Annotated in this window: 20 protein-coding genes and 1 pseudogene; 15 read left to right on the forward strand and 6 right to left on the reverse strand. The window is 70.8% G+C overall.

The window, feature by feature from the left end:
* Positions 1-1,317 precede the first annotated feature (1,317 nt).
* A pseudogene (locus tag ACWD01_RS07215) lies at positions 1,318-2,822 on the reverse strand (penicillin acylase family protein); the annotation flags it as partial.
* A 144-nt stretch (positions 2,823-2,966) separates the two neighbouring features.
* Here ACWD01_RS07215 and ACWD01_RS07220 point away from each other — a divergent pair.
* From ACWD01_RS07220 to ACWD01_RS07230, 3 genes are all read left to right on the forward strand, one after another.
* The gene (locus ACWD01_RS07220; RefSeq protein WP_451158980.1) at positions 2,967-4,499 is read left to right on the forward strand and encodes an acyl-CoA synthetase; all 1,533 of its coding nucleotides are present in this window, start codon (positions 2,967-2,969) and stop codon (positions 4,497-4,499) included.
* 1,016 nt (positions 4,500-5,515) lie between these two features.
* Positions 5,516-6,775 (forward strand): S8 family serine peptidase, encoded by a 1,260-nt coding sequence (locus tag ACWD01_RS07225; RefSeq protein WP_451158982.1) that lies wholly within the window; start codon positions 5,516-5,518, stop codon positions 6,773-6,775.
* Between the two features lie 321 nt (positions 6,776-7,096).
* Positions 7,097-7,858, forward strand: a complete 762-nt coding sequence (locus ACWD01_RS07230) for a GNAT family N-acetyltransferase (RefSeq protein ID WP_451158984.1) — start codon at positions 7,097-7,099, stop codon at positions 7,856-7,858.
* Positions 7,859-7,872: 14 nt separating this feature from the next.
* Here ACWD01_RS07230 and paaK read toward each other — a convergent pair whose 3' ends face one another.
* Positions 7,873-9,159, reverse strand: coding sequence for a phenylacetate--CoA ligase PaaK (gene paaK / locus ACWD01_RS07235; RefSeq protein WP_451158986.1), 1,287 nt, complete (start codon positions 9,157-9,159; stop codon positions 7,873-7,875).
* A gap of 546 nt (positions 9,160-9,705) precedes the next feature.
* Between paaK and ACWD01_RS07240 the strand changes: the two genes are divergently transcribed.
* From ACWD01_RS07240 to ACWD01_RS07265, 6 genes are read left to right on the forward strand one after another with little or no spacing between them, the layout of a single operon-like run.
* A complete protein-coding gene (locus ACWD01_RS07240) occupies positions 9,706-10,272 on the forward strand; it encodes a hypothetical protein (protein WP_451158988.1) in 567 nt (188 codons plus the stop codon).
* 47 nt (positions 10,273-10,319) lie between these two features.
* Entirely contained in the window at positions 10,320-11,738 is a 1,419-nt protein-coding gene (locus ACWD01_RS07245; protein WP_451159387.1) for a site-specific integrase, read from the forward strand.
* A complete protein-coding gene (locus ACWD01_RS07250) occupies positions 11,738-13,438 on the forward strand; it encodes a hypothetical protein (protein WP_451158990.1) in 1,701 nt (566 codons plus the stop codon). Before ACWD01_RS07245 ends, ACWD01_RS07250 begins: the two co-directional genes overlap by 1 nt.
* Positions 13,435-14,214 (forward strand): hypothetical protein, encoded by a 780-nt coding sequence (locus ACWD01_RS07255; protein ID WP_451158992.1) that lies wholly within the window; start codon positions 13,435-13,437, stop codon positions 14,212-14,214. The genes ACWD01_RS07250 and ACWD01_RS07255 overlap by 4 nt, the downstream gene beginning before the upstream one ends.
* The gene (locus tag ACWD01_RS07260; RefSeq protein ID WP_451158994.1) at positions 14,211-15,617 is read left to right on the forward strand and encodes a hypothetical protein; all 1,407 of its coding nucleotides are present in this window, start codon (positions 14,211-14,213) and stop codon (positions 15,615-15,617) included. The genes ACWD01_RS07255 and ACWD01_RS07260 overlap by 4 nt, the downstream gene beginning before the upstream one ends.
* Before the next feature lies 1 nt (position 15,618).
* Positions 15,619-16,098 carry a hypothetical protein gene (locus ACWD01_RS07265; protein ID WP_451158996.1) on the forward strand — a complete coding sequence of 160 codons (480 nt, stop codon included), beginning with the start codon at positions 15,619-15,621 and terminating at the stop codon, positions 16,096-16,098.
* Between the two features lie 149 nt (positions 16,099-16,247).
* Here ACWD01_RS07265 and ACWD01_RS07270 read toward each other — a convergent pair whose 3' ends face one another.
* Positions 16,248-16,658 (reverse strand): hypothetical protein, encoded by a 411-nt coding sequence (locus ACWD01_RS07270; RefSeq protein WP_451158998.1) that lies wholly within the window; start codon positions 16,656-16,658, stop codon positions 16,248-16,250.
* A gap of 576 nt (positions 16,659-17,234) precedes the next feature.
* On the opposite strand from ACWD01_RS07270, the gene ACWD01_RS07275 reads away from it, so the two are divergent.
* Positions 17,235-17,603 (forward strand): hypothetical protein, encoded by a 369-nt coding sequence (locus ACWD01_RS07275; protein ID WP_451159000.1) that lies wholly within the window; start codon positions 17,235-17,237, stop codon positions 17,601-17,603.
* On the opposite strand, the gene ACWD01_RS07280 is transcribed toward ACWD01_RS07275, so the two are convergent.
* Together ACWD01_RS07280 and ACWD01_RS07285 are read right to left on the reverse strand one after the other, a co-directional pair.
* Positions 17,590-18,027 carry a DUF3307 domain-containing protein gene (locus ACWD01_RS07280; RefSeq protein ID WP_451159002.1) on the reverse strand — a complete coding sequence of 146 codons (438 nt, stop codon included), beginning with the start codon at positions 18,025-18,027 and terminating at the stop codon, positions 17,590-17,592. The genes ACWD01_RS07275 and ACWD01_RS07280 overlap by 14 nt on opposite strands.
* A 504-nt stretch (positions 18,028-18,531) precedes the next feature.
* Positions 18,532-20,232: an acyl-CoA synthetase gene (locus tag ACWD01_RS07285; RefSeq protein ID WP_451159004.1), complete on the reverse strand. Its 1,701-nt coding sequence runs from the start codon at positions 20,230-20,232 to the stop codon at positions 18,532-18,534.
* Positions 20,233-20,388: 156 nt separating this feature from the next.
* Between ACWD01_RS07285 and ACWD01_RS07290 the strand changes: the two genes are divergently transcribed.
* The 5 genes from ACWD01_RS07290 to ACWD01_RS07310 all read left to right on the forward strand — a co-directional run bounded on the left by ACWD01_RS07290 (position 20,389) and on the right by ACWD01_RS07310 (position 24,839).
* On the forward strand, positions 20,389-21,210 hold the full coding sequence (locus ACWD01_RS07290) for a crotonase/enoyl-CoA hydratase family protein (protein WP_451159006.1): 822 nt from the start codon (positions 20,389-20,391) through the stop codon (positions 21,208-21,210).
* Positions 21,211-21,220: 10 nt separating this feature from the next.
* Entirely contained in the window at positions 21,221-22,177 is a 957-nt protein-coding gene (locus ACWD01_RS07295; RefSeq protein ID WP_451159008.1) for a Zn-ribbon domain-containing OB-fold protein, read from the forward strand.
* Positions 22,174-23,274 carry a thiolase domain-containing protein gene (locus tag ACWD01_RS07300; protein WP_451159010.1) on the forward strand — a complete coding sequence of 367 codons (1,101 nt, stop codon included), beginning with the start codon at positions 22,174-22,176 and terminating at the stop codon, positions 23,272-23,274. Before ACWD01_RS07295 ends, ACWD01_RS07300 begins: the two co-directional genes overlap by 4 nt.
* Positions 23,264-24,430, forward strand: coding sequence for a thiolase domain-containing protein (locus ACWD01_RS07305; protein WP_451159012.1), 1,167 nt, complete (start codon positions 23,264-23,266; stop codon positions 24,428-24,430). Before ACWD01_RS07300 ends, ACWD01_RS07305 begins: the two co-directional genes overlap by 11 nt.
* Positions 24,431-24,599: 169 nt before the next feature.
* Positions 24,600-24,839, forward strand: coding sequence for a DUF397 domain-containing protein (locus ACWD01_RS07310; protein ID WP_451159389.1), 240 nt, complete (start codon positions 24,600-24,602; stop codon positions 24,837-24,839).
* Between the two features lie 55 nt (positions 24,840-24,894).
* Here the strand turns inward: ACWD01_RS07310 and ACWD01_RS07315 are convergent, their stop codons facing one another.
* Entirely contained in the window at positions 24,895-25,287 is a 393-nt protein-coding gene (locus tag ACWD01_RS07315; protein WP_451159014.1) for a hypothetical protein, read from the reverse strand.
* Positions 25,288-25,438: the final 151 nt, after the last annotated feature.

Raw genomic sequence — 25,438 nt, forward strand, 5'->3', positions numbered from 1 at the left:
CCATTCCGCTCTGCCGTTTCGGCTGCGGCCAGCCCGCGAGCCTCCCCGGCCCCGAAGGACTGCCCGAGCACTTCTCGTGCCGCAGGAAGCACGAGGCATGATCTACCACGGGGCACCGCATCAAGCGCGCCTCACAACCGATGGCCTCGGTCGTCTCCCAGCCGGGGAGAGTGCGGTCGGTGAAGGCGTAGGTGATCTGCTCGGCGGTCAGACGGGTCTTCGCCGTCAGGGTCTCGATTGCCGGGTGGCCGGCCGCGGTGTGCAGCCCGCGCAGCGCGCGGCCTGGACGTGGCGGCGCCGGTCATGTCGTAGCCACGGGGCAGCACTCCACGGGGGCAGGATTTCTTCCGGATCGGCCCCCAGGGCCAGGACCAGCTTGCTCGTGCCATCCCGTGAAGGGATTCACGCACGGCTGATGACCCGGGAGATGTAGGAGGGGCGGACCCCTACCTCGTTGCCCAGCGCCCGGAGCGCCGAGCCGTGTCGGCGGTGCAGGTGCGAGAGCCCGCTCGCGAGGGTCGCGGACGGTCCGCGGCCGGGAGCGGCTCCGTCCGCGTCACCGGTTCCGCCCATTGGCCGCCGCGACCGCGGCGGCGCTGGATGCCGGACTGAGCGGGGCTGTGCCTGCGGTGGGACGGGAGGAGGGGTGAGACGGCGCTCACGGCGGCCGGGGCGCCCTCTAGCATCCGGCTCGGCGCGCTGGGGCTCATGTGCAGCTTCTGGGCGATCTCCGGCATCTTCATCCGGTTGTCGCGGCTCTGCAGAACGACCGCGGACTTGAGGTCTTTCCAGACCTTCTCGCATTCCACGATCAGATCGTCGGGCCCGGCCCTGTAGCCCGCAGTCGCCGCGCCGCGCCGGGGCGGGCGCAGAGCGTGTCCCGCATCCGCGCACGTTCGAGCGGATGTCGGGTGACGTGCAGTGCACGGACGTCGTGCCCGAGGAGCGCAAACGTGGCCTGGGCGGCGAGCTGATCGAGGCGGTCCTGGCGTGGTCGAGGGACCTTGGTCTTGAGCGGGTGACCGGACACTCCAGCGGCCCGGCAGTTTCGGCACCACCGTCATGGGTTCGAAGCCTCTCCACGCCTGCTCCATGTCGAGGTTGGGCAGGGTCGCGCGGGGGCGAGTCTGGATCAGGATGACACAGGTTCTGGTCTTGGCTGCCTTCACGCCGAGGGTCGTCGTCCCGGACGGCATTGTGGGCAGCAGTACCCTCGCCTTGTCTGCCTACCCGGACAGCCCGGAGCGGCTCACGCGCGCGACCTGCTGCTATTTACACGTCAAAGCCGCGTGATAACTATGCCTTGATCATGGTCTTGGAGTTCTCCACGTACGCCGCGTCCTTGAGCACGGGCATCCGCGCCGGCCCGAAGATACCCGGCTGCACTGCGTCGTCGTCCCGGCCGAGTCCGCAGTCGCCGCGCGAACCGTCCAGCACGGCCACGCCGGAGGCCGGGTACGTCACCCGGCCCAGCGGGGTCGAACAGCGCTGCGCCAGGTCGTCGGTGATGCGCGGCAGCACCTGCGACTGCGTGAAGAGGCTGTGCCCGACCGAGTCCGCGGCGATCGTGTTGATCCACGGCAGCCCCTGGGTGCGCCGCAGACCCTCGAGCATGTCCTGCGTGGAGCGCGCCTTGCCGAAGGCCAGGGCCGTGTCGGAGGCGCGCATGTTCGCCGCGTTGGGATCGTTCAGCGCGTACGCGGTGGTGGACGACCACCGCAGCGGCAGCGACGCACCGAGCGAGGTGACGACCGGGCCGTACCGGGTCCAGTACTGCGTCCGGGTGACCGGGGCGCCGTCCTTCACCGGGACGGAGACGGTGCGTTCCCTCATCCGCTCGCGCCTGCCGTCCACCACGTACACGGTCGGATCGTCCGCGTCGAGGGTCAGCTGATGCAGATTCAGGGTGACACCGGTCGCGACGGTGTGGCTCCACGCCACCTTGTCGTTGAAGCCGATGCCGACCAGCGTCGTACCGAGAAGTGAGGCTCCGGAGACGTTCAGCTCGCCCGGAATCGTCTGCTGCGACTGCCAGAAGCGCCGGCCGCCGTGCCACGGGTAGTGCGGATTGCCGAGCAGCAGCCCGCGCCCGTTCGCGGTCACGTCACCGCTGAACGCGACGGCGTTGGACCCCATGTCGGCGCTGTCCGCCGCGAACAGCTCGCGCGCCGCCTTCGCCGTCGCATCCGCGTCGGGCCGGGCGACGGAGGCCGCGGCGGGCGGCTGTGCCGCCGTGATGCCGTCGATGCCACGGCCCTGGCCGCCGAGCACCGAGACGGCGAAACCGCGGCGTGCCACGTCCAGCGTCGTGACCGGCCCGACCCAGCCGGCGCCCCGGCACGCCGGGTCGGTGACGCGGTTCTGCTTCAGCCACGCGTTGTAGCCGGCCGCCCAGCCGCGCATCAGCTCCTTCACCTCCCGGCCGGGACCGGCCGGCGCGGGCGTGGCGAGCAGCTGCTCGACCGTGCGCGCGTCACGGACGCCGCGGAAGTAGAGGTCGCTGGAGAGGTTCGTCCGCGCCGAGGAGAGCGAACCGTCGGGCGCGGCGTCCGGCCCGAAGTGGCGCGAACGCTCGCCGCGTACGGTCACGAAGTCGTCGGCCAGCACGCACACCTGGTCGGCCGCCTGGGCCCAGCCGGTGCCGAAGCCGAGGTTCGCGTAGTCCTTCGCCACGATGTGCGGAATGCCGTGCTCGGTGTAGCGGATCACGGCGGACAGACCGCCGCCGGAAGGGTGCCGGCCGGGGCCGTCAGGGCCGTCGCGGCGGTCACGAGCGCGACACCGGCGAGTGCGAGCCGTCCGAAGCGGGTGCGGAGGTGCAACGTGCCTCCCAACAAGGCTGCGTACCATACTGGTTGGTAAATGCAGTCAGCCCGCGCCCCGGCTGTCAACATCCCGTTCGGTATCCGAGGTGAAGCGGTCACGGGGACTTGACCCCCGCGGCCACCGCCGCACAGGATCGCGTCATGACAGGCGCACACAGCAGCACCGTCGACTCCCTCGTACGCCGCAGTGCCCGGCGCACCCCGGCCCGCACCGCCGTCCGCTACGCCGACAGGTCCTGGACCTACGCCGAGCTCGACGCCGCCGTCACCACCGCGGCCGCCGTCCTGGCCGGCCACGGGCTGCGCCACGGCGACCGGGTCGCCGCCTACGGCCACAACTCCGACGCCTACCTGATCGCGTTCCTGGCCTGCGCCCGCGCCGGACTCGTGCATGTGCCGGTCAACCAGAACCTGACCGGCGACGACCTCGCGTACATCCTCGACCAGTCGGGCAGCGCGCTGGTCCTCACCGACCCGGATCTTGCGCCGCGGCTGCCAGGCGGGCGGCCCGTGCTGGCCCTGCGCGACACGGACGGCTCGCCAACGGCCGACTCACTCCTCGCCCAGCTGGCCGAACCGCGGCCGTTCACCCCCGAACGCGAGCCGGACGCCGAGGACCTGGTCCAGCTGCTCTACACCTCGGGCACCACCGCCCTGCCCAAGGGCGCGATGATGACCCACCGCGCGCTCGTCCACGAGTACGTCAGCGCCATCACCGCCCTCGATCTCGCGGCCGGCGACCGGCCCGTCCACTCGCTGCCGCTGTACCACTCGGCACAGATGCATGTGTTCCTGCTGCCGTACCTCGCGGTCGGCGCGGAGAACACCATCATCGACGCGCCCGACCCGGCCCGGATCTTCGACCTCGTCGAAGCCGGCCGCGCCGACAGCCTGTTCGCCCCGCCCACCGTATGGATCGGCCTCTCCCAGCACCCGGAGTTCGCCACCCGCGACCTCGGGGGCCTGCGCAAGGCGTACTACGGGGCCTCGATCATGCCCGTGCCCGTACTGGAACGGCTGCGCGAACGGCTGCCCGCGCTGGGCTTCTACAACTGCTTCGGCCAGTCGGAGATCGGCCCCCTCGCCACGGTCCTCCGACCCGACGAGCACGAGGGCCGGATGGAGTCCTGCGGCCGTCCCGTCCTCTTCGTCGAGGCGAAGGTCGTCGACGAGCAGGGCAAGGAGGTCCCGGACGGCACCCCCGGCGAGGTGGTCTACCGGTCGCCGCAGCTGTGCGAGGGCTACTGGGACAAACCGGAGGAGACCCAAGAGGCCTTCCGCGACGGCTGGTTCCACTCCGGCGACCTCGCCGTCCGCGACGACGAGGGCTGCTTCACGGTCGTCGACCGGGTGAAGGACGTCATCAACTCCGGTGGCGTACTGGTCGCTTCACGCCAGGTCGAGGACGCCCTCTACACTCACCCGTCCGTCGCCGAGGCCGCCGTGATCGGTCTCCCCGACGACCGCTGGATCGAGGCCGTCACGGCGGTGGTCGTCACCCGCGAGGACCTGACGGAACCCGAACTGCTCGCCCACGCCCGCGAGAAGCTCCCCCACTTCAAGGCCCCCAAGCGGATCCTGTTCGTGGACACCCTCCCGCGCAACGCCAGCGGCAAAATCCTCAAACGCGAACTCCGCGACCGCTTCGGCGACGTGGCCGGCGGGGCGCAGTAGGGCGCCGCCGCCGTGGTCACACCGTCCATGCCGTGACATTCACTGCGCGGGCGTACGACTGGGGAGCATTCAGCCGCCCTCCCGGCCACTGGAGAGACGGTGATGCCACCAACGGTCCGAACGCCACTGCCGGCGACCGGCGAAGGGATCCGGCGGCGTGCGCTCGTACACCGGTAGTCGACCGTGCGTGGGTTCAGGCAGAGCGGCGCCGCCGCTTCCTTATTGGTCGCACCCGCAGCGACCATGTGGACGGACGATCTGGCGTTGACGTGCCGCCAGGCCTTCCTTGCTCGCCGAGCCCGCGATCCGTGGGGGCTCCAACCCTCTGATCACCGTCCTGCCCGCCGGCTCCTGATGACCCCGTCCCGGTCCGGCTCGACCCGAACCACGGCGTGATGCTGACGAACCTTCTGGCCGGCGAAGCCGTGAGCCCCCGTGTGGTGCACCAACTGGGCGCAAGGACGCCACGACGATCATCGGGCCCTGCTCGGCCTTCCGGGCTTCCCCTACCCCCACCTGCCCCACCCGCAGAGCACCATCAGCCACCTGGGCGGCCTGGGAACGCGACCACGCCGACACCTGGCCAGGCACAGCCGCCGTTGCCTGGATCGACCCTCCTCGTCCGGCAGGACCCGTGTGCCGGCCTGCAACCGGACCACCTGGGAGTTCGGAGAATGGGCCGATCGCCTTCGGAAGACGCGAGGGGGCCGCCGATGGGGCACAGGCCGCCGCTGAAGGGCCCCGGCGTCCGACTGCCGGCCTTGGCCGGCTCGGCGCGACGGTGGGCAGAGCGCCCTCGGGGCCGAGCGTGGCGGGCCGCGACCCGGAGCGAGGGCCGCACAGGACCACATGGTTGAGAGATGGTCAGGGAATTCGGTGAATGCCGGATGTCGGCCTGCCGCCACCGCCGCGAACCTGCTAGCTGTGAGCGCGGAAGCAAAGCGTACATGCTACGAAAAATCATCTCGAATCGCCGTGCTGACTCTCCTTCTCAATGCCCTCACGAAAGGTCTGGGATGCCCAAGATCCTCCCTGTCGCCCTCCTCGCGCTCGCCTTTGCGGCCGCACCGCTGACCCCGGCAGCGGCCGATGCGCCTCCGCAGTCCGACGTGGTCCCCGGCGGGTACATCGTGACCCTCAAGGACACCGCCGCTCCCGACAGTGCCGGCATGAGCGCGACCGTGGACGCGGCCGTCGAGCAGGCCGCCACCCTGGGTGCCCACGTGCAGCACGTGTACCGCCACGCCCTCCACGGCTACTCCGCGTCCATGAGCCCGAGCGTCGCAGCCGCGCTCGCCGACGACCCGCGGGTGAGTTCGGTGGAGCCCGACCGGCGGGTACAGGCCACCGCTCAGTCCGTCCCGACCGGTGTGGACCGGGCAGAGGCCGACAAGAGCCCCACAGCGGCCATCGACGGTGTCGACACCCGCGTGAACGCCGATGTCGCCGTCATCGACACCGGGATCAACGCGAGCCACCCCGATCTCAATGTGTACCGGGCCGGCGGCAAGAACTGCTGGCTGCCCGTCCTGCCCCCCTCCGACTTGCACGGTCACGGTACGCATGTCGCCGGAACCATCGGTGCCCTGGACAACGGCACCGGGGTGGTCGGTACGGCCCCGGGCGCCCGGCTGTGGCCGGTGCAGGTGCTCGACCCCCTGGGCAGCGGCACCACCTCGGCGGTCGTCTGCGGCATCGACCACGTCACCCAGCACGCCGACCAGATCGAGGTCGCCAACATGAGCCTGGGCGGCGCGGGCACCGACGACGGCAACTGCGGCAAGAGCAACAACGACGCCATGCACCAGGCGATCTGCAATTCCGTCGCCAAGGGCGTCACCTACACCGTGGCGGCCGGCAACGACCACGCCGACGCCAAGAACATGATCCCCGCCGCGTACGACGAAGTCATCACCGTCAGCGCCCTGGCCGACTTCGACGGCAAGCCAGGCGGTCTCGGCCGGCCGACGTGTCGCAACGACCAGGACGACACCTTCGCCGACTTCTCGAACTACGGCTCCGATGTCGATTTGATCGCGCCTGGCGTGTGCATCCGCTCCACCTCCAACAGCGGCGGCTACACCACGATGTCCGGCACCTCGATGGCCGCGCCCCACGTCGCGGGCGGCGCAGCGCTGTACCGGGCCACCCACCCCGGCGCACTGCCCCAGAGCGTCAAGACGGCTCTGCAGGCGGCCGGCAGTCTCGACTGGACCTGGCCTTCCCAGGACGGCGACACCACCAAGGAGCGTCTGCTCAGACTCACGAACTTCTGACAGCGGTCACCTGCACCATGTGTGGGCGCGCACCGGCACCGGTGCGCGCCCACACCACGGATACCTCTGCAAGGCGCCGCTGGCAGCGCTCCACTGAACGGACCGCGCGGGTAGGGGCAGTAACGTGGGCCGCCGTCCCGTACGGCGGCCCACGCCGTTCGTGCCGGCGTGTCGTCGAGGACGGCGCCGGCCTCGGGATCGATCGCGGTGGTGCGCTCCCCGGGAGACGCCGGCCGAAGCGGCCGGAAGCTCTCCCAAGAGCCTGCGGCCGGGGGAGCAATTCGAAGGCGGCCACGGCCCACGGCTGTCTACGCTCCGCCCATGCCGAACTCAGAACTCCTGCGGATCAACGCCTTCCTCGCGGCCTTCGCCCGCCGCCAGGCCGCGCGCGTCGTCGACCTCCCCGGCGGGTTCGCCGTGTACGACGACGCCTTCGCGCATTCCCATGCGAACAACCAGATCGTCATTGACACGGCCGTCGACCCCGACGCGCTGCCCGCCCTCGCGGACGAGGCACTGGGGCAACTGTCGCACCGACTGGTCTCCGTCCTCGACGACGAAGCCGGAAAGGCGTGCGCGGCGCCGATGATCCGGGCCGGGTACGTGCACTCCACCTGTCAGGTCATGCTGCACACCGGCCCGGTGCCGGCCGCCGGACCCGCGGAGGAGGTGGATCTCGACGCGATACGTGTGCCCCTCGCCCGGCGATGGCGGGGCTTCCTCCCGGACGCCGACGACGAGGTCGTACGCCACCTCGTCGACCGGCGCGAGGCCCGCCGCCGCGGGGCCGACGGCGTCCATTTCATCGGCGCCCGTACGGAGGAGGGCGAGGTCGCCGCATGGGCCGACCTCTATCTGGACCCGGCGACCGGCACGGCCCAGATCGAGGACCTGATCACCTCGGAGGCCCACCTCAGGCGCGGTCACGCCGATGCCGTCCTGGCCACCGCGCTGCGCCTGGCCGCCGACCGGGGATGCGGCACCCGCTTCCTGATCGCCGACGCGACGGACTGGCCGCGGCACTGGTATGCGCGTCGCGGCTTTGAAGTCGTCGGCCACTCCCACTGCTTCGAACGCGGCTGATCGCCGGGCCGGCCCTACGGCTCCCGGAGATCCACGATCCGCTTGATCTTGCCGACCGAGCGCTCCAGCGTCTCCGGGCCCACCACCTCCACGGCGACCGACACCCCGATGCCGTCCTTCACCGCCGCCGCGATCGCCTGCTCGGCGGCCGCCCGCTGCTCGCCGGTCGCCTCCGCACGCGCCTCCGCGCGCACGGTCAGTGCGTCGAGGCGGCCCTCGCGGGTGAGCCGGAGCTGGAAGTGCGGCGCGACATGCGGCGTACGCAGGACGATCTCCTCGATCTGGGTCGGGAAGAGGTTCACCCCGCGCAGGATCACCATGTCGTCGCTGCGGCCCGTCACCTTCTCCATTCGCCGGAAGACCCGTGCCGTGCCGGGCAGCAGGCGCGTCAGGTCTCTCGTCCGGTAGCGGACGACCGGCATGGCCTCCTTGGTGAGCGAGGTGAACACCAGCTCGCCCTCCTCGCCGTCCGGCAGCACCTCGCCCGTGAACGGGTCGACGACCTCCGGGTAAAAATGATCTTCCCAGATGTGGAGCCCGTCCTTGGTCTCCACGCACTCCTGCGCCACACCCGGGCCCATCACCTCCGAGAGCCCGTATATGTCGACCGCGTCGATCGCGAACCGGTCCTCGATCTCACGGCGCATCGCCTCCGTCCACGGCTCCGCGCCGAAGACTCCCACCTTGAGTGAGGTGCTCCGCGGATCGACGCCCTGGCGCTCGAACTCGTCGAGGAGAGTGAGCATGTACGAGGGGGTGACCATGATGATCTCGGGCCGGAAGTCGCAGATCAGCTGGACCTGGCGGGCCGTCATGCCGCCGGACGCCGGAACGACCGTGCAGCCGAGCCGTTCGGCCCCGTAGTGAGCGCCGAGGCCGCCCGTGAACAGGCCGTAGCCGTACGCCACATGGACCATGTGGCCGGGGCGCGCGCCGGCGGCGCGCAGGGAGCGGGCGACGACGTCGGCCCAGGTGTCGAGGTCCCGCTCGGTGTAGCCGACGACGGTGGGCCGGCCCGTCGTACCGCTGGAGGCGTGGATCCTGCGCACCCGGGACTGCTCGACCGCGAACATCCCGAAGGGGTAGTTGTTCCGCAGATCCGTCTTGGCGGTGAACGGGAAGCGGGCGAGATCGGCGAGCGAACGGCAGTCCTCCGGGCGCAGCCCCGCCTTGTCGAAGGACTGGCGGTAGAAGGCGACATTGTCGTAGGCGTGGCGCAAGGTCGCCCGCAGCCGCTCCAGTTGGAGCGCTTCGAGTTCCTCGCGGCTGAGCCGCTCCGCCGCGTCCAGCAGGTCCGTCATCCGCGAAATCTCCCGTCCCGAACCGGACGACCGATCATTCGGTCGTGCCGTCGGGACCAGTTATTCAGCCCGTCCGGGCGCCCGTCAAGGCACCGGAGCAAGGGCTTCACCGGTGCCGGAGGACGTAAGCCCGTTGCCCGCGCCTCCTGCGGCGCCCGGTGATCGGCCCATGGGGATCCTCAGGTCGTACGACGGCGCCGAACTGTTCTGCCGGACCGCGTGCAGTTTCCCGTGTCCTCGACCGGGCGTACCGGCACGGCGTCCTGCAGGCCGACGACCTGCTGCACCACCTGCCCGCCGCCTGACTGCTGGACCTGCCGCACAGCTGGGACGACCTCGCCTTCACCGCGGCGTGGCGGCGGGCGATCGCCGCGCTTCTCGAGCGGGAGCTGGGCACCGACGCGGACGCCTGGCTGCGGCTTGCCGCGACGGCCCGCGGCGCCGCCGGGGCCCACGACGCCCCGGGCGGACCGGACGACAACGGCACCTGGCCCGAGCTGCTCGACCGGTCGCGCCGCAGCGGCCGAACCCGGCCTCGTCGAGCTGGTGTTCACCCGCTCGGGCAAGCACCTCACCCTCGCCCAGCAACTGGTGGGCTGCCTGAGCCTGCTGCGTCACGGTGGACGGGAGCGGCTGGCGGTGCTCGCGGAGAGCGGACTGCTCGGAGCCACCGCGACCCGGCTGTGCCAGAAGGCGCTCGCGGCGGCGGACCCGGCCGCGCCACTGGCCGCCCGTTCCCGGCGGGAGCTGTCGGCCGACCGGGTGGCGAAGCGGCTGCGCCGTGCGAAGAGGAGCTGGGACACCAGGCGCGTCATCAGGGACACACCGGGCGCCCTCGACTGGGAGGCGCTGGAGGCCGAGCACCGCGCGGACCCGATCCCGCGGTGGGACGAGATCGTCCGGCATCCGGACGCTCCGTACGACTTCAGACTGCGGCACGCCGCGCACCTTCCGGAGCCCGCATTGCGCACCGTGCCGTTCGGACGGGAACTGACCGTGGCCCGTGCCCGGCACGGTCTGGACGGGCGCCGGCACGAATCCCTGGACCCGGTTTGTCACTGCTTTCTTTGCGTCTCACATGCCTCAACTCCCGTTGGTTGGTTGTGGAGTTAGCAGTTGATGAAGGTCGTGTCGCGGGCCCAACGTCCCGGCCCGTGTTGATGCACTTCTTCTCTTCCGAGGGCTGGCAGTCCTGGGGGCTCGGTGGGCAGCCGCTGATCCCTGAGCGGATGCCTGTCCTGATCGACGACGACTTTCTATTCGAGGACGGGTACGGCCCGCGGGCGACGCGGGTGGTGAACACGTGGCTGCGTACGCTGCCGTCGAGCGGTGCCCCGTCGCCGAACTCGTGGCGTGCGTACGCGCTGGCGGCCCGGGACTGGCTGACTCATCTGCGGCGCCACGCGATCGGGGTGTTCGCCTCGCGCCAGGACCTGGTGGCCGCGCTGGGTACGTACGCGGACCGGCGGTTGTCGGGGCCGTTGGACGAACGATTGGCATCGTCTTCGTGGGAGCTTCAGGTCACCGCGTTGTCCCGGTTCTACGCCTGGGCGGTGGAGGAGGGCCTGGCAGGTGCGGTGCCGTTCACTCTGGCCACGGGTATGCGGATGGTCGAGGGCCGGCTGGTCGAGACCGGGCGGAATCTGGCGAGGCTGCGGCGGGTGAAGCCGCACGTGAAGGTGCAGTATCTGGAGGCGGATTTCGTCGAGCTGTTCTGCCGTGGGCTGGCCGGGTTGGGTTTGGATGGTCTGGAGGATGCGACGTTTCGGGGCCGGTTCCCTGGGCGGAACGGGGCGATGGGCCGCCTGGTGTTGGGCACCGGGATGCGGAGCCGCGAGTTCACGCATCTGCTGGTGCACGAGGTGCCGCCGCTTCCGGCGGAGCCGACCGAGGTTCCGATCTTGTGGGCGGTGCCGGAGCTGGGGGCCAAGGGCCGGAAGTTCCGGATGACGTGGATCGACTACGCGTCGCTGGCGGCGGTGCATGCCTACATCGCGCTGGACCGGGAGATGAGTCGCGGTTCGTGGATGCCCCGGAGGCCGCTGGTGGTGGAGGAGGCGGACTTCCGCGGCGGCCGGGTCAACGGCCGGCGCATGACCTGGTCGTCGCTGGCGCCGGCCGAACGGCTGCGGCTGGTCGACCCGCAGGGAGGCTCGCTGCTGCTGGCGCTGAGCTACGGCGGGCGGCCGTTCGTGGACTGGGGGACGCTGTTTCGTCGCACGGCCCGCCGCATCCGGGAGGTGTTCGAGCCGCGCTTCCCGGATGTCGCTCCGCACCGATGTCGCCACAGCTTCGCGATGGCCACGCTGGAGCGGCTGGTGGAGGGCCACTACCGGGCTGCTGCCCAGATGGCCGCGGCCACCGGGGACGCGTCGGGGCTCGCGCTCTACCTGCTGAAATCCGATCCGCTGCTGATCCTGCGGGACCTGTTGGGGCATTCCAGCGTCACGACGACGGAGGTCTACCTCAAGCGCCTGGACGTGCACCGGATCTACCGGGCCGCCTGGGAGAAGACGCATGGGCAAGTGGATCCGGCGGTGCTGGCCGAGGCCGACGCCGAGTTCGAGGAGGCAGTCTGATGCCCGCCGAAGTGATCCGCGAGCCGCTCGCGCTGAAGCTGTCCCTTCCCGGCCAGGCAACCGAGCTGATCGCGATCGGAGCCCTTCCGAACCCGCTGCTGGCCACCGATCTCACCGAGGGGCTGGCCGCCCTGGTCCACCCGCACGGACCGCTCGCCAAGCGGACCACGGTGATGAGCTTCACTTACACATTGCGCCGGATGGTCCGCGAACTGGCCGCTGACGGGTTCGCCGGGCCGGCAGGCGAGCTGACGCGGCCGCTGCTGGCTTCCTTCTGGCTGCGCTCGCAGTATCTGGTCGAATACCGCACCCGCACGATGCTGCGGGCCTTCGACGAGCGGCACCGGGCCTTGACGGAACCGGTGCGGCAGATGGTGTTCGGCACGAACTACACCCGGCCGGTCGTGGGAACCCCGCTGCCGCCCTATCAGCCGGCCGAGTGGAACCGGCTGATCGACTTGTGCAAAGCGGAGGTACGCCGTCTTGGGGACCGGCACCGGGAGATGCTCGCGCTCGCCCAGGAGGGTCAGGACCCGGCGGTCGGGGGCTGGAACAAGGCGAACGCGGCCTGGTTGCTGCTGCGTCTGGGACCGGTCAGCCGGGCAGTGGTCGCGAAGCACCTGGGCCTGACACGCGAGGAAGCGCGGCAGGGGTCCCTGGGGCTTGAGGAGATCCGCAACGCTCTGTTCCCCACGCACGCGGACGCCGTCCCCTATCTGTTGCTGCTGGGGGCCTGGACGGGGATCGTCCCCGACGGGTTGACGGGTCTGGGGACGAAGGATGTCCGATGGACAGGGCAGCAGGCGATGTTGCTCTCCTACACCAAGGGCCGCACGGGCGAGGAGAGTCTGGTGCTGTCGGCGGGGGCATCACGGCTGCTGGAGCAGTGGATCGGCCACAGTGCCCAAGCACGCAGGCATGCTCCCGAGGACCTGGCCGGCCGGGTCTGGCTGGTGACGTCGCACTGTCGGTTCATTGCGGCCACGTTCGCCGAGTATCTGCTGCGGCCCTGGGTGAAGCGTCACGACGTGCGGTCGGATGCCGGCGGGCCTATGTGGTTGGACAGGCGACGGCTGCGGACCACGTTCATCGCTCAGCGCGGGCAGCGCACGTGGTCACTGCGGGCGACGATCGACCCCAACCACTCTCCCGAGGTCGAGGGCGATCACTACCTCTCGGCGGCCACACCCGCTCAGCAGGCGGTGGTCGGCGAGATCATCGCGGACGCGCAAGGAGACCTGCTGCGGCGCGCGAGCACGCCGCTGGTCGTCGACGACGTGGCGGCCGCAGACCGGCTGCCGCAGGAAGTCGAGCGTCTGGGCCTGGGCCAAGATGTTCTGGAGGAGCTGTTGGGCGGCGAACGGGACGTGTTCACCGCGTCCTGCGCGGATCAGCTGGCCGGGCTCCACGGTCCGAAGGGAAAGCCGTGTCCAGCCAGGCCCTGGGTCTGCCTGCTCTGTCCGCTCGCCTTGTTCGCTCCGCGGCACCTGCCGAATCTGCTGCGGCTGAAGGCGTATTTCGCCCGTCAGTTCCGGGCAATGCCGCGCGAGCAGTTCGCCGTGGTGTTCGCCCCCTATGCCCGTCGGCTGTCTGCCGAGATCCTGCCGCGGTTTCCGCAGGCCGCGATCGAGGCGGCCCAGGCCGAAGTCGCCGACGTGGATGCCGAACTGCCGGTGCGCGCTGAGGAGATGACCTCATGAACCTCGCTCCCGCAACTGCTGGAGTGCCTTCGCGGTCGTTGTTCGCGGAGGCGGACATCGCGGCCACCGCCGGCCTTGTCTGGCGGGACGGCTGCGGCCGGCCCCGTTTCGAGGACGATGTGTGGTCGCTGGAGGGCTGGGCGGATGCGCCGGTCCAGATGAAGCCGACCGAGAAGAAGTGGGAGTTCAGCCGGATCAAGGAGCCGGCCTGGCGAGTGGTCGCCAAGGAACTCGCGCTGGCCTGGCTGGCGACCACCGATGAACGGGTGCTGGCGCTGCCCCGGGCCCGGCGGATCCCGCGCCACCCCCGCACGGTCGCGGCAAGGCTCTACCACGCCACCTTCTGGTTCAACTGGCTGCACGAGCGACGGATCCCCTCTCTGTCCGCGGTCACGCAGGATCACTGCGAGGCGTTCGTGAAGGAGTACGGCGTCATCCGGGATGCCGACGGGGCTGTGATCCGACCGAAGTCCCCGAACGGCCTGCGGACGGTGGTCTCCGTGATGCAGGAGACCACCGACTACGGAGAACTGCTCTCTGCCGACCGGCACCGGTCCGGTTTTCGTCCGTGGGGCGAGCGTTCCCCGGGCCGCGTCACCGGCGCCCCGACGAGACCCGACATCGTGGTGAAGACTCCGCCGCTGCCGGACGAGGTTCTCGCACCGCTGCTGACAGCATGCCTGCACCTGGTCGACGTCCTCGGTCCGCACGTCGTCGAACTGCGGAAGGAGCTCCGCACCGACCGTCTCGCCAAGGAGCAGAAACCCCGTGGTTGATCCGCAACCTGCACGATGAGGCCCCGCTTGCTGCGGTGGTCGAAGAGCATCTGCGGGCAGGCATGCCCCTTCCCCGGCTCCAGGACTGGCAAGTGGCCACGCGCCTGACCAGAGGCTGGGATCCGCACGATCCACTGCTGGAGGTCAGTTTCCTCCAGCTGCTGCGGCCAACCGGGCACCGGGACATCGGCCGCCGGTTGTTCAAGAGCGTCCGTCCTCTGCTGGAAGCGGCTGTCGCGCAGGTTGGGACGGAACACCGGTGGTGTCGTGATGCGACGGATGTTCCCCGCGCCGACAACGGTGACCTGGTGCCATGGTCGCTCCCTCTGCCGTCGTTGCAGGCGCAGGCCCTGGTCAGGGTCGTCGGACATGCCTGCGTGATCACCACGTCGGCATTGACCGGCATGCGGTCCAGCGAGTTGATGGAGCTGGCGGTCGGCTGCCACGCTCCTGCCGAGGAAGACGCCCCGGGCCTGGCCCGGCATCGCCTGGTCGGCAAGGTCGTCAAGGGCCGCCGCTGGGGCGGCGAGCGTGATGAATGGGTCGTCGTCGAGGAGGTCGTCCGCGCCGTCACGCTGGCCGAGCAACTGACCGATGCCGAGCCCGGCCAGCTGCTGTTCGGTGCTTTCCACGGCTTCAACAGCAACGGCGCGACGGACTGGCTGCGGCGGTGGGTGGCCTCGCCCGCCGGCCAGCGTCTGGGCCTGGTGCCCATCCCCGACAGGCCGGTCCATCCCCGCAGCCTGCGCCGGACTCTCGCGGTTGAAATGGCGGCCCGGCCTGGCGGGCTGCTGGCCACGAAACTGCACTTCAAGCACCTGTCCGTGGTCACCAGCGAGGGGTACGCGCACCGGCCTGGGGGCGCCCAGGCCGTCTTCCACCAGGAGTGGAAGAAAGCCGAGGCGGACGAGAAACTGCACCGGACCGTTGAGGCGTTCCGCCAGTTCCAAGACGGCCAGCTGCCAGCCGGTCCCGGAGCGGACGCTCTGATGGCCGCCTTCCGCGCGTTCGAGGACGAACTCCAAGGACACGAGCCCGGCCCGGCCAAGGTGGTCACCGACCGACAGGTCGAACTGCTGCTCAAGAAGAAGGCCGCGGTCCTGCACCTGTCCGCCGCGAACTACTGCTGGTTCGAGGACCCGGCCAAAGCCTTGTGTCTCAAGCTGGCCGGCGCCAAGTCAGCGGCGGCTCCGCTGACGGGAATGTGTGACAGTTGCCGCTGTCCGCAGGCAACCCACCATCTCCTCCACCGGCCCGTCTGGCAGACCGCGGCGGACAACGGCACCGTCCTGCTGGCCAGTCCGCGCATCCCGGCCGGCGAGAAGAACCGGCTGCGGGCCGAACACGAGCGTTCCATGCGAGCCGTCGAAGAGATCGACAAGGCCGCCGGAAAGGCGGGATGACATGGCACTCAGTCCCGAACAGCGCGATCAGATCGAACGGCGGATCCGCGCAGCCATCGACCGGCTCCTCGCCGGGCAGATCCCGGCGGGCGGGGCCTGCGACGTCAAGACTCTCGCCCGCGAGGCCGGGATCTCCCGCGCCGCCCTCTACCGCACCTGGGGCCACCTCAAGGACGAGTTCGAGAAACGGCGGACCGCTGCCTGGGCCGCAGGTCAGCAACCTGATCCCCGCGAGGCGCGAATCGCCCGGCTGCGGGAGCGCAACCAGCGGCTCACCACTAAACTCGCCCGCACCCACACCGAGCTCAACCAGCTCAAAGAAGGTCACCAGCTCGCCCTGTCAGCCCTGGCCGCCAAAGACGACGAGCTCCAGAGACTGCGCCGCCAACTGAGTACGTTCGGCGGTATGGCTCCGGCGCCAGTGCCCGGACAGCAGCAGGGGGACGACGCCACGGGCGTCGTCCCCCTGCACCGGGCCTGAGCTTGGTGTTCAGCCCCGTCAGGACGCGATGTTCGTCCTCACGAGACGTGCCTGAGCCTGCAGTGACGGCGTGCGCCAGCCCTTCGGTTTACGTCGGGAGGCAGTCCATCGCGCGGCTCATTCGATGGCGTAGGTGATGAGGACCGCGCTCAGCGGACGGCCTGGGCCTGGACCGTCCACGTGGTGTGAAACGTCATCCCTTGACAGCGGATGTCGGAGTCTTCCTTCAACTTCACAGCGGCAGGCAGCACGAATGGCAGGTTGGCCTGGCTGAGGTCAAGCGTGGGCAGGGGGCCCACGCCGACTGTGGACAGTTCTATCTGACCGTGGCAGTACGTCATGTCGTCGGCGTTCGCAATGGTGTCGATAACGACATCGCCGGCGGCAATGGAGGTCAGTTGGGCCCTTACATTGCTGTTCGGGTTGGTGAAGGTGAGGGTGACGTCTGCAGTTTCACCGGGCAGCAGTGTTGCGGTTTGCGCGCCGGTGACCGTGATGGGGGCGAAGTACTCGGTGGAGCCTGCCACTGGGCCCGATGTGCTCTGCTGGATGAAAGGCATGATGTGCCTCCTGCTCAGACGGACTGGATGTGCGTAGGATCGGTCTGTCCTCGGCGGCCCGTGCTTCACCGACGCTCGTCAGCGATCAGTGGGCGCTGCCGTGGAGTTTTCTTGCCGGGGCCTGGAGTCGGCGGCTCACAGCCGCCCGGGAGCCCGATCAGCCGACGTGGCCACATCGGCCTATGGGCCTGGGAAGGGGCCAGCGCTCTGTCGCCGAGAACGCGGACGGCCCTCCCGCTCAGGCCGATCGAAACAGTGGTGAGGGAACACGCCGGCCCGGCTGCCTCTGCGGGCACGCAGGAAAACGGTCAGGACGGCAGCCGAACCCCGGCCCGGCACACCGTCCTGGAACGCCGTCCCTGGGGCCGACGGTGGGCCAGCTGCCACTCTCCCGTGGAGGGATGAGCGGCCCACCTGTTCGGATACGTGCAGTAACCCATTTGCACCACATCGTTGACAACCACATTGACGTCACGTCACCCGAACAGTGGAGCGCCCGGAGTCGGCAACCCGCGGGAAGTGCGCCCTTCGCCCGCCGCCGTGCGCCGGCGGCGGGGGCTGGTGGGCGTTGCCCGGATGGCGCTGCGCGGCCGGGAACGGCTGGTCGCCCTCCGTGTCCGTGGTGACGTGATCGTGGCCCAGGTGCTGCTGTGGCCTGACGAGATCCGAGCCGCCAACGGCCTGGCCGAGCCAGCCCCGGAGCCGCACCGCCAGGAGCTGCAGGCTATCCACGTCAGTGCCGGTCTTCCTGGCTCTGGCCATCTCCGCCTTGGATCATTCCCTCAACAGATCAGCAGCGTAATCGGTGGCCTTCTTGTGCAGCAGGGCTACACCCTCGGCGATTCGCCGGGCGTGTGCCCCTACCAGCGCCTTGCAGTACCGCCGAGCTCCGTGCGCATCAACAGGAGAGGTTTCTTCGCGGCTTCTGATGTCACACGAGCGTGATCAGCAGCGCGGAGACCCACAGGCAGAACACGTGCTGGGCCTGGTCGACGGAGTATCGGCCCTGCGGATTCTTCGCGAACTCGCCGCTGCCAGTCAGCACCATCCACGCCTTCACAGGCCACCGGCGGTCCCAGAAGCCGTGCGTCACTGCGGAGAAGGCAATCCCCGCCGCGGCCCCGGACCATCCGATCGGCAGGGCGAGTAAGGCTACCGTCACGGCGAGCATCACAGCCATGACGAGGTGATATACGGCAACGTGGGCGATCAGCGCCTTCCACGACTCAGCCGACGTCGGTCCCTTCGAACCAGGCTCTGGACGACCTTTCGCGGCCGCCCACGCGTCCGTCTGCCAACAGTGATCCGCCCAAACATGCGAGGCGAATAGCACGACGAACACCGCGGCAAAAGTGGCTGCCGACGTCATACGCCCGTCACCCCCAGGGATGCACTTCTAAGCGCGACATCGATGCCGGATAACCGAGACAGCCAGGACCATCCACGAGGAGCCGCCAGCACCCTACGGCGGCTCCTGACCGAGACACTCAGGAAGGTGGACACGGGCTTCGCCGCGTTAACCCAGAGATCACCGACCTGCTGTCCACGGGGCAGCTGACCGGGGCGGATCTGGTACACGAAGTCGCCCCGGCCGCCGTGGTGCTGAGTTTTCTCGACCGCGCCCGGCGCCGCTCCGACGCCCCCGCCGAGGTGCCCTTTGCCGTGTCGGAGACCGCGGCGCTGGTGCGCGACCGCCTCGGGGAGGACACCGCCGCCTGGCACCGCGTCTTCGCACGTCTCGCAGGGCAGGCGCCGGGCCACGACCCCGTCGTCCCCGTCTCCGCCTGCTGTCCGCCACCTGACGGCCCGCCAGGGGGAGCGCCGACGTGTCGAGGACCAGGTGGCAGGAAGGTGGGCACCCGACCCGCCCGGTTCAGTCCGCGCCCCCGCCGGCCTCCGCGCTGCCGCCCCCGCCGGTCCCCGCGCCCCTGCCCCCGGCCGACGCCTCGGTCGCGACCGCCCGGGCCCAGCGGTAGTCCGCCTTGCCACTCGGTGAGCGCCGGATCTCCCCGGTGATCACCAGCTGCCGGGGGATCTTGTAGCCCGCCAGCCGGCCGCGGCAGTGGGACCGGATCGCGTCCAGGCTCGGTACGGCGACCCCTTCGCGCAACTGCACGACGGCCGCCACCCGGTGGCCCCACCGGGGGTCCGGTACGCCCGCGACCAGCGCGTCGTACACATCGGGGTGGGCCTTGAGCGCCTGCTCGACCTCCTCCGGGAACACCTTCTCCCCGCCGGTGTTGATGCACTGCGACCCGCGGCCGAGCACCGTGACGATGCCCTCGTCGTCCACGGTCGCCATGTCACCGAGCAGCACCCACCGCTCGCCGTCGCGTTCGAAGAACGTCTCCGCCGACTTCGCCGGGTCCTTGTAGTAGCCGAGCGGCACGTGCCCGCGCTGCGCGACCCGGCCCGTCCCGCCCGGCTTCACCGGCTCGTACGTAGCCGGATCCACCACCGACGTACGGGAGTTGACCCGCAGCCGGAAGCCGGCCGCCGGGCCGCCGCCGTCCGTGGCGGTGCCGTTGAAGCCGGACTCGGAGGAGCCGAAGTTGTTCAGCAGCAGGACGTTCGGCGCCAGCGTGGCGAACTCGTCGCGCACCGAGTCCGACATGATCGCCCCGGAGCTGGAGACGCTGAACAGGCTGGACAGGTCGCATCCCGCCATCGGTCCGTTCAGCGCGTCGATCAGCGGCCGCAGCATCGCGTCGCCGACCAGCGAGACACTGGTGACCTTCTCCCGCTCGATGGTGCGCAGCACGTCGAGCGGCGCGAACCTGCGGTGCAGGACGACCCGCTGGCCGAAGTTGAAACCGATGAACGCCGTGAGCGTCGAGGTCCCGTGCATCAGCGGGGGAGTGGGGAAGAAGGTGATCCCGTCACCGCCCGCGGCGACCCGCTCGGCCAGTTCCTCCGGCCGCGAGACCGGCTCGCCCGTCGGCGCGCCGCCGCCGAGCCCGGCGAAGAACAGGTCCTCCTGGCGCCACACCACACCCTTGGGCATGCCCGTGGTGCCGCCCGTGTAGATGATGAACCGGTCGTCCGCCGACCGCGGCGCGAAGCCGCGCTCCGGTGAACCGGCCGCCTCGGCGTCGGCGAAGTCGACCATGTCGGGCTGAGGCCCCCCATCGAGGCGCGGCTGCTCACCGTCGGGAGGTGCGCCGACGCGCAGCAGGTGCCGCAGCCTCTCCGTCCGGGGCAGTACCGCCGCCACCCGCGCCGTGAACTCCGCGTCGAAGACGAGCGCGGCGAGGTCGGCGTCCCGGTACAGATAGGCCAGCTCGTCCTCCACGTACCGGTAGTTGACGTTCACCGGCACGATCCGCGCCTTGAGGCAGGCGAGCGCGGTCTGCAGATACTCGATCCCGTTGTAGAGGTGCAGCCCCAGGTGCTCGCCGGGTCCGATACCCGCGTCGAGCAGATGGTGGGCGATCCGGTTGGCCGCCGCGTCGAGTTCCGCGTAGTCCAGCCGGCGTTCCGCGCCCGTGCCGGGGCGGTCGATGTACACGAGAGCCTCGCGGTCGGGCACCACATCGACCACGGATTCGAACAGGTCGGCAAGGTTGTACTCCACCGCTCCTCCTGACCCCGGCGAACCTGGCGGTCATTAGAGCGCCGGTCGGCACAACTGGGAAGGGCCCCGGGCAAGGAATCTGACTGGCTGTCAGAAAACTATTGAACTGGCCGCCCGGCTGCTGCAACCTGTTCCAGTCTGGGACGGAGGTTCCCCATGGAACATCGCAGCGACCACCGCACGGGCACCGAACACCTCACCGTGACACGCCAGGGCGCCACCCTGATCCTCACCCTGAACCGGCCGGAGGCCAGGAACGCCCTCTCCATCGCCATGCTCGTCGGCCTCTACGACGCCTGGCTCGCGGCCGACGCCGACGACACCGTCCGCTCCGTCGTCCTCACCGGGGCGGGCGGCTCCTTCTGCGCCGGCATGGACCTCAAGGCGCTCGCCGGCGCCGGCATGGCGGGCGAGGCGTACCGGGAGAGGATGCAGGCCGACCCCGATCTGCACTGGAAGGCCATGCTCCGCCACCACCGCCCCAGGAAGCCGGTGATCGCCGCCGTCGAGGGGTACTGCGTCGCCGGCGGTACGGAGATCCTTCAGGGCACCGACATCCGGGTCGCGGCCGAGAGCGCCACCTTCGGGCTGTTCGAGGTCCGCCGCGGCCTCTTCCCGATCGGCGGCTCGACCGTACGCCTGCCGCGCCAGATCCCCCGCACCCACGCCCTGGAGATGCTGCTCACCGGCCGCCCCTACACCGCCGCGGAGGCCGAACGCATCGGTCTCGTCGGACGGGTCGTCCCCGACGGCACCGCCCTCGCAGCGGCCCTCGACATCGCGGAGCGGATCAACGCCTGCGGGCCGCTCGCCGTCGAGGCGGTCAAGGCGTCGGTGTACGAGACGGCGGACATGACGGAGACCGACGGGCTCGCCGCCGAGCTGGAGCGGGGCTGGCCCGTCTTCGACACCGCCGACGCGAAGGAAGGCGCCCGTGCCTTCGCCGAGAAGCGCGACCCCGTCTACCGGCGCGCCTGAGGAGAAGCCCATGACCGAAGTGCTGCGTGCCCCGCTGGTCGTCGAGTTCCCCTTCACCCGTTCCCTCGGTCCCGTGCAGAGCGCCTTCCTGACCGGCCTGCGCGAGCGGACCGTACTCGGCGTGCGCACCACCGACGGCCGCGTCCTGGTGCCGCCCGTCGAGTACGACCCCGTCACCGCGGAGGAGATCCGCGACCTCGTCGAGGTGCACGCCACCGGCACCGTCACCACCTGGGCCTGGAACCCGGACCCGCGCCCGCAGCAGCCGCTGGCCACCCCGTTCGCCTGGGTGCTCGTACGGCTCGACGGCGCCGACACCGCCCTCCTCCACGTCCTCGACGCGCCCGGCCCCGACGCCGTGCGCACCGGGATGCGGGTACGGGTGCGCTGGGCGGCCGAGCGCACCGGCGCGATCACCGACATCGCGTGCTTCGAGCCGGACGGGGGGAGCGAGTCCGCCGCCCAGCCGCGCGCCCACAGCGGCAGCTTTCCCGAAGCCGCCGCCCCCGTGACCGGCATCGTCGCCCCGGCGAGGCTCGACTACACCTACACACCCGGCCGCGCCCAGAGCGCCCATCTTGCCGCCCTCGCCGAGCACCGGACCGTCGGCGAGCGCTGCCCGTCCTGCCGCAAGGTCTACGTCCCGCCCCGCGGCGCCTGCCCCACCTGCGGCGTCGCCACCGGCGAACAGGTCGAGGTCGGTCCCCGCGGCACGGTCACCACCTTCTGCATCGTCAACATCAAGGCGAAGAATCTCGACATCGAGGTGCCCTACGTCTACGCCCACATCGCCCTGGACGGCGCGGGCCTCGCACTCCACGGACGCATCGGCGGCATCCCGTACGACCGGGTGCGCCTGGGCCTGCGGGTCGAGCCCGTGTGGCGGGAGGGGGCCCTGCACCCCGACCACTACCGGCCCACCGGCGAACCGGACGCCGACTACGAGACCTACAAGGAGCTGCTGTGACGCGGCACGACGCTTGGTACGGGGCCGCCGGCGGCACCCCGTACGGCAGGGACATCGCCGTCGTAGCCTTCGCCCAGACCCGCCACCGGCGCCGCACGGACGACCTGTCCGAGGTCGAGATGCTGATGCCGGTGCTCCACGAGGTGCTCGGCGCGACCGGTCTGAAGACCGGCGACATCGGCTTCACCTGCTCCGGATCCAGCGACTACCTCGCCGGCCGGGCGTTCTCCTTCACCATGGCGCTCGACGGGGTCGGCGCCTGGCCCCCGATCAGCGAGTCCCACGTCGAGACGGACGGCGCCTGGGCGCTGTACGAGGCGTGGGTGAAGCTGCTGACCGGACAGGCCGACACCGCGCTCGTCTACGCGTACGGCAAGTCGTCGCCCGGTGAGCTCCGCGACGTGCTCACCCGGCAGCTCGACCCGTACTACACGGCCCCGCTGTGGCCCGACTCGGTCGCCCTCGCCGCCCTGCAGGCGCAGGCGCTGATCGACGCGGGCGAGGCCGGGGAGCCGGAGCTCGCCGCCGTCGCGGCACGCAGCCGCCGCGACGCCTCGGCCAACCCGCACGCTCAGCTCCAGGGAGAGATTCCGCTCGGCGACCACCTCGTCCGGCCCTTGAGGGTCTCCGACTGCCCGCCCGTCGGCGACGGCGCGGCCGCCGTGATCCTGGCCGCCGGCGACCGGGCGCGCGAGCTGTCCGACCGGCCCGCCTGGATCCGCGGCATGGACCACCGCATCGAGGCGCACGCGCTCGGCGTCCGCGACCTCACCCGATCGCCCTCCACCCGGCTCGCGGCAGAGCGCGCCGGAGCCTTCGAGCGCCCCGTCGACACGGCGGAGCTGCACGCGCCCTTCACCGCGCAGGAGCTCGTCCTGCGCCGCAGTCTCGACCTCGACGACAGGGTGAGGGTCAACCCGTCCGGTGGAGCGCTCGCCGCCAACCCGATGATGGCCGCCGGGCTGATCAGGATCGGAGAGGCCGCGGCCGGGATCCACCGCGGCGACTCGGACCGGGCCCTCGCCCACGCCACCTCCGGCCCCTGCCTCCAGCAGAACCTGGTCGCCGTCCTCGAAGGAGAGGCCCATGCCCGCTGAGCCCGTGGCCGTCGTCGGCGTCGGCCAGACCAAGCACGTCGCCGCCCGCCGGGACGTCTCCCTCGCCGGACTGGTCCGCGAGGCCGCCCGGCGAGCACTCGACGACGCCCAGCTGACCTGGGCCGACATCGACGCCGTCGTCATCGGCAAGGCCCCGGACTTCTTCGAGGGCGTGATGATGCCGGAGCTGTATCTGGCCGACGCCCTCGGCGCGGTCGGCAAACCGATGCTCCGCGTCCACACCGCGGGCTCCGTCGGCGGCTCCACCGCCCTCGTCGCCGCGAACCTGGTGGCGGCGCGCGTGCACGCGACCGTGCTCACCCTGGCGTTCGAGAAACAGTCCGAGTCCAACGCCATGTGGGGCCTGTCCCTGCCGGTCCCCTTCCAGCAGCCGCTGCTCGCCGGCGCGGGCGGCTTCTTCGCCCCGCACGTACGCGCCTACATGCGCCGCACCGGCGCGCCGGACATGGTCGGCTCCCTCGTCGCGTACAAGGACCGGCGCAACGCGCTGAAGAACCCGTACGCCCACCTCCACGAGCACGGCATCACCCTCGAGCAGGTGCAGGCGTCGCCGATGCTCTGGGACCCGATCCGCTACTCGGAGACCTGCCCCTCCTCCGACGGGGCGTGCGCGATGGTGCTCACCGGCCGGGCCGGCGCCGCCCGTTCGCCCCACCGGCCCGCCTGGGTGCACGGCGGGGCGATGCGCAGCGAGCCGACCATGTTCGCGGGCAAGGACTTCGTCTCGCCGCAGGCGGGCAAGGACTGCGCCGCCGACGTCTACCGGCAGGCCGGGATCACCGACCCGCGCCGCGAGATCGACGCGGTGGAGATGTATGTGCCGTTCTCCTGGTACGAGCCGATGTGGCTGGAGAACCTGGGCTTCGCCGCCGAGGGCGAGGGCTGGAAGCTCACCGAGTCCGGCGTGACCGGGCTCGACGGCGAGCTGCCCGTCAACCCCTCCGGCGGGGTGCTGTCGGCCAACCCCATCGGGGCCTCCGGCATGATCCGCTTCGCGGAGGCCGCGCTCCAGGTGCGCGGGCAGGCGGGCGAGCACCAGGTGGACGGAGCGCGCAGGGCGCTCGGCCACGCCTACGGCGGCGGGGCGCAGTTCTTCTCCATGTGGCTCGTCGGCGCCGAGCCGCCCGCCACCTGACCACCGTGCCACCTGATCGCCCGCCACGTGACCGCCGCGCCACCGTCACGTGTGCCACCGTCACCTGCGGCACCCTGTCCGTGACCGCCCGTCGTCGCTACGCTGACCCGGGAGACGACGCGGGAGGAGCAGGGACGTGGCCGAAAGCACCACCACCACAACCACGCACATGTTTTCCGGGTGGGAGAAGCCGGACCAGAAACCGGACCCGCGGCCGGACCTCGACCTGAGCAACGCGGACTGGCGTTCGGGCACTCAGGGCGCCGGGGACGTGCAGATCGCGTTCGTCGAAGGATTCATCGCGATGCGCAACGGCGGCCACCCCGAGAACCCGTCGCTGATCTTCACTCCGGCGGAGTGGCGCGCCTTCGTGCTGAACGCGCGGGACGGCGAGTTCGACCTCACCTGACGCACCCGGCGCGCCGGGCCCCCTCCCGTCTGTGGGAGGGGGAGCACCGGCCTGCTCAGGCGGACGTGTGCGTCATGTCCCGGCCGGGCGCCGCCGTGCCGTTGATCTTCTCGATGGCCTGCCGGGCGGAGTCGGCGGGGCTGCGCGCGGTCAGCGAGGAGACCGACGTCGCGGGCGGCAGATGCTGACTGCCGGCGGGCGCGGCCGACGCCGCCGTTGTGGTGGTCGTCGTGGTTGCCGTCGCCGGTTTGGCGTGGCCGCCGGAGCGGCTGCGCAGCCGGTGGCTCGCGGCCTCGTCGAGGCCCACCGGCCGCTGCATCTGGGCGGCCAGCCGGCCGGCCTCCTGCCCGAGCGCGGCGACGTCCTCCCAGTGGAGGCGGACCACCAGTCGCAGTTCCGCCTCCCCGTCGGGCAGGGCTTGCAGGGGAGGAGTGGTGCGGTCGTTCATGGGCTGATCCTCACGTCGGTACGGAAACGCGGCGGGGTTCGGCGGGACTCGCGGGACTCGGCGGGACTCGGCGGGAAACGCTCCTCCTCACGGGTCGTCGTTCGCACGCGTTGCCCGTGTGGTGTGGTACGCGCGGGCATCCGTGCGTACA

It is taken from the genome of Streptomyces sp. NPDC002835 (assembly GCF_053591995.1).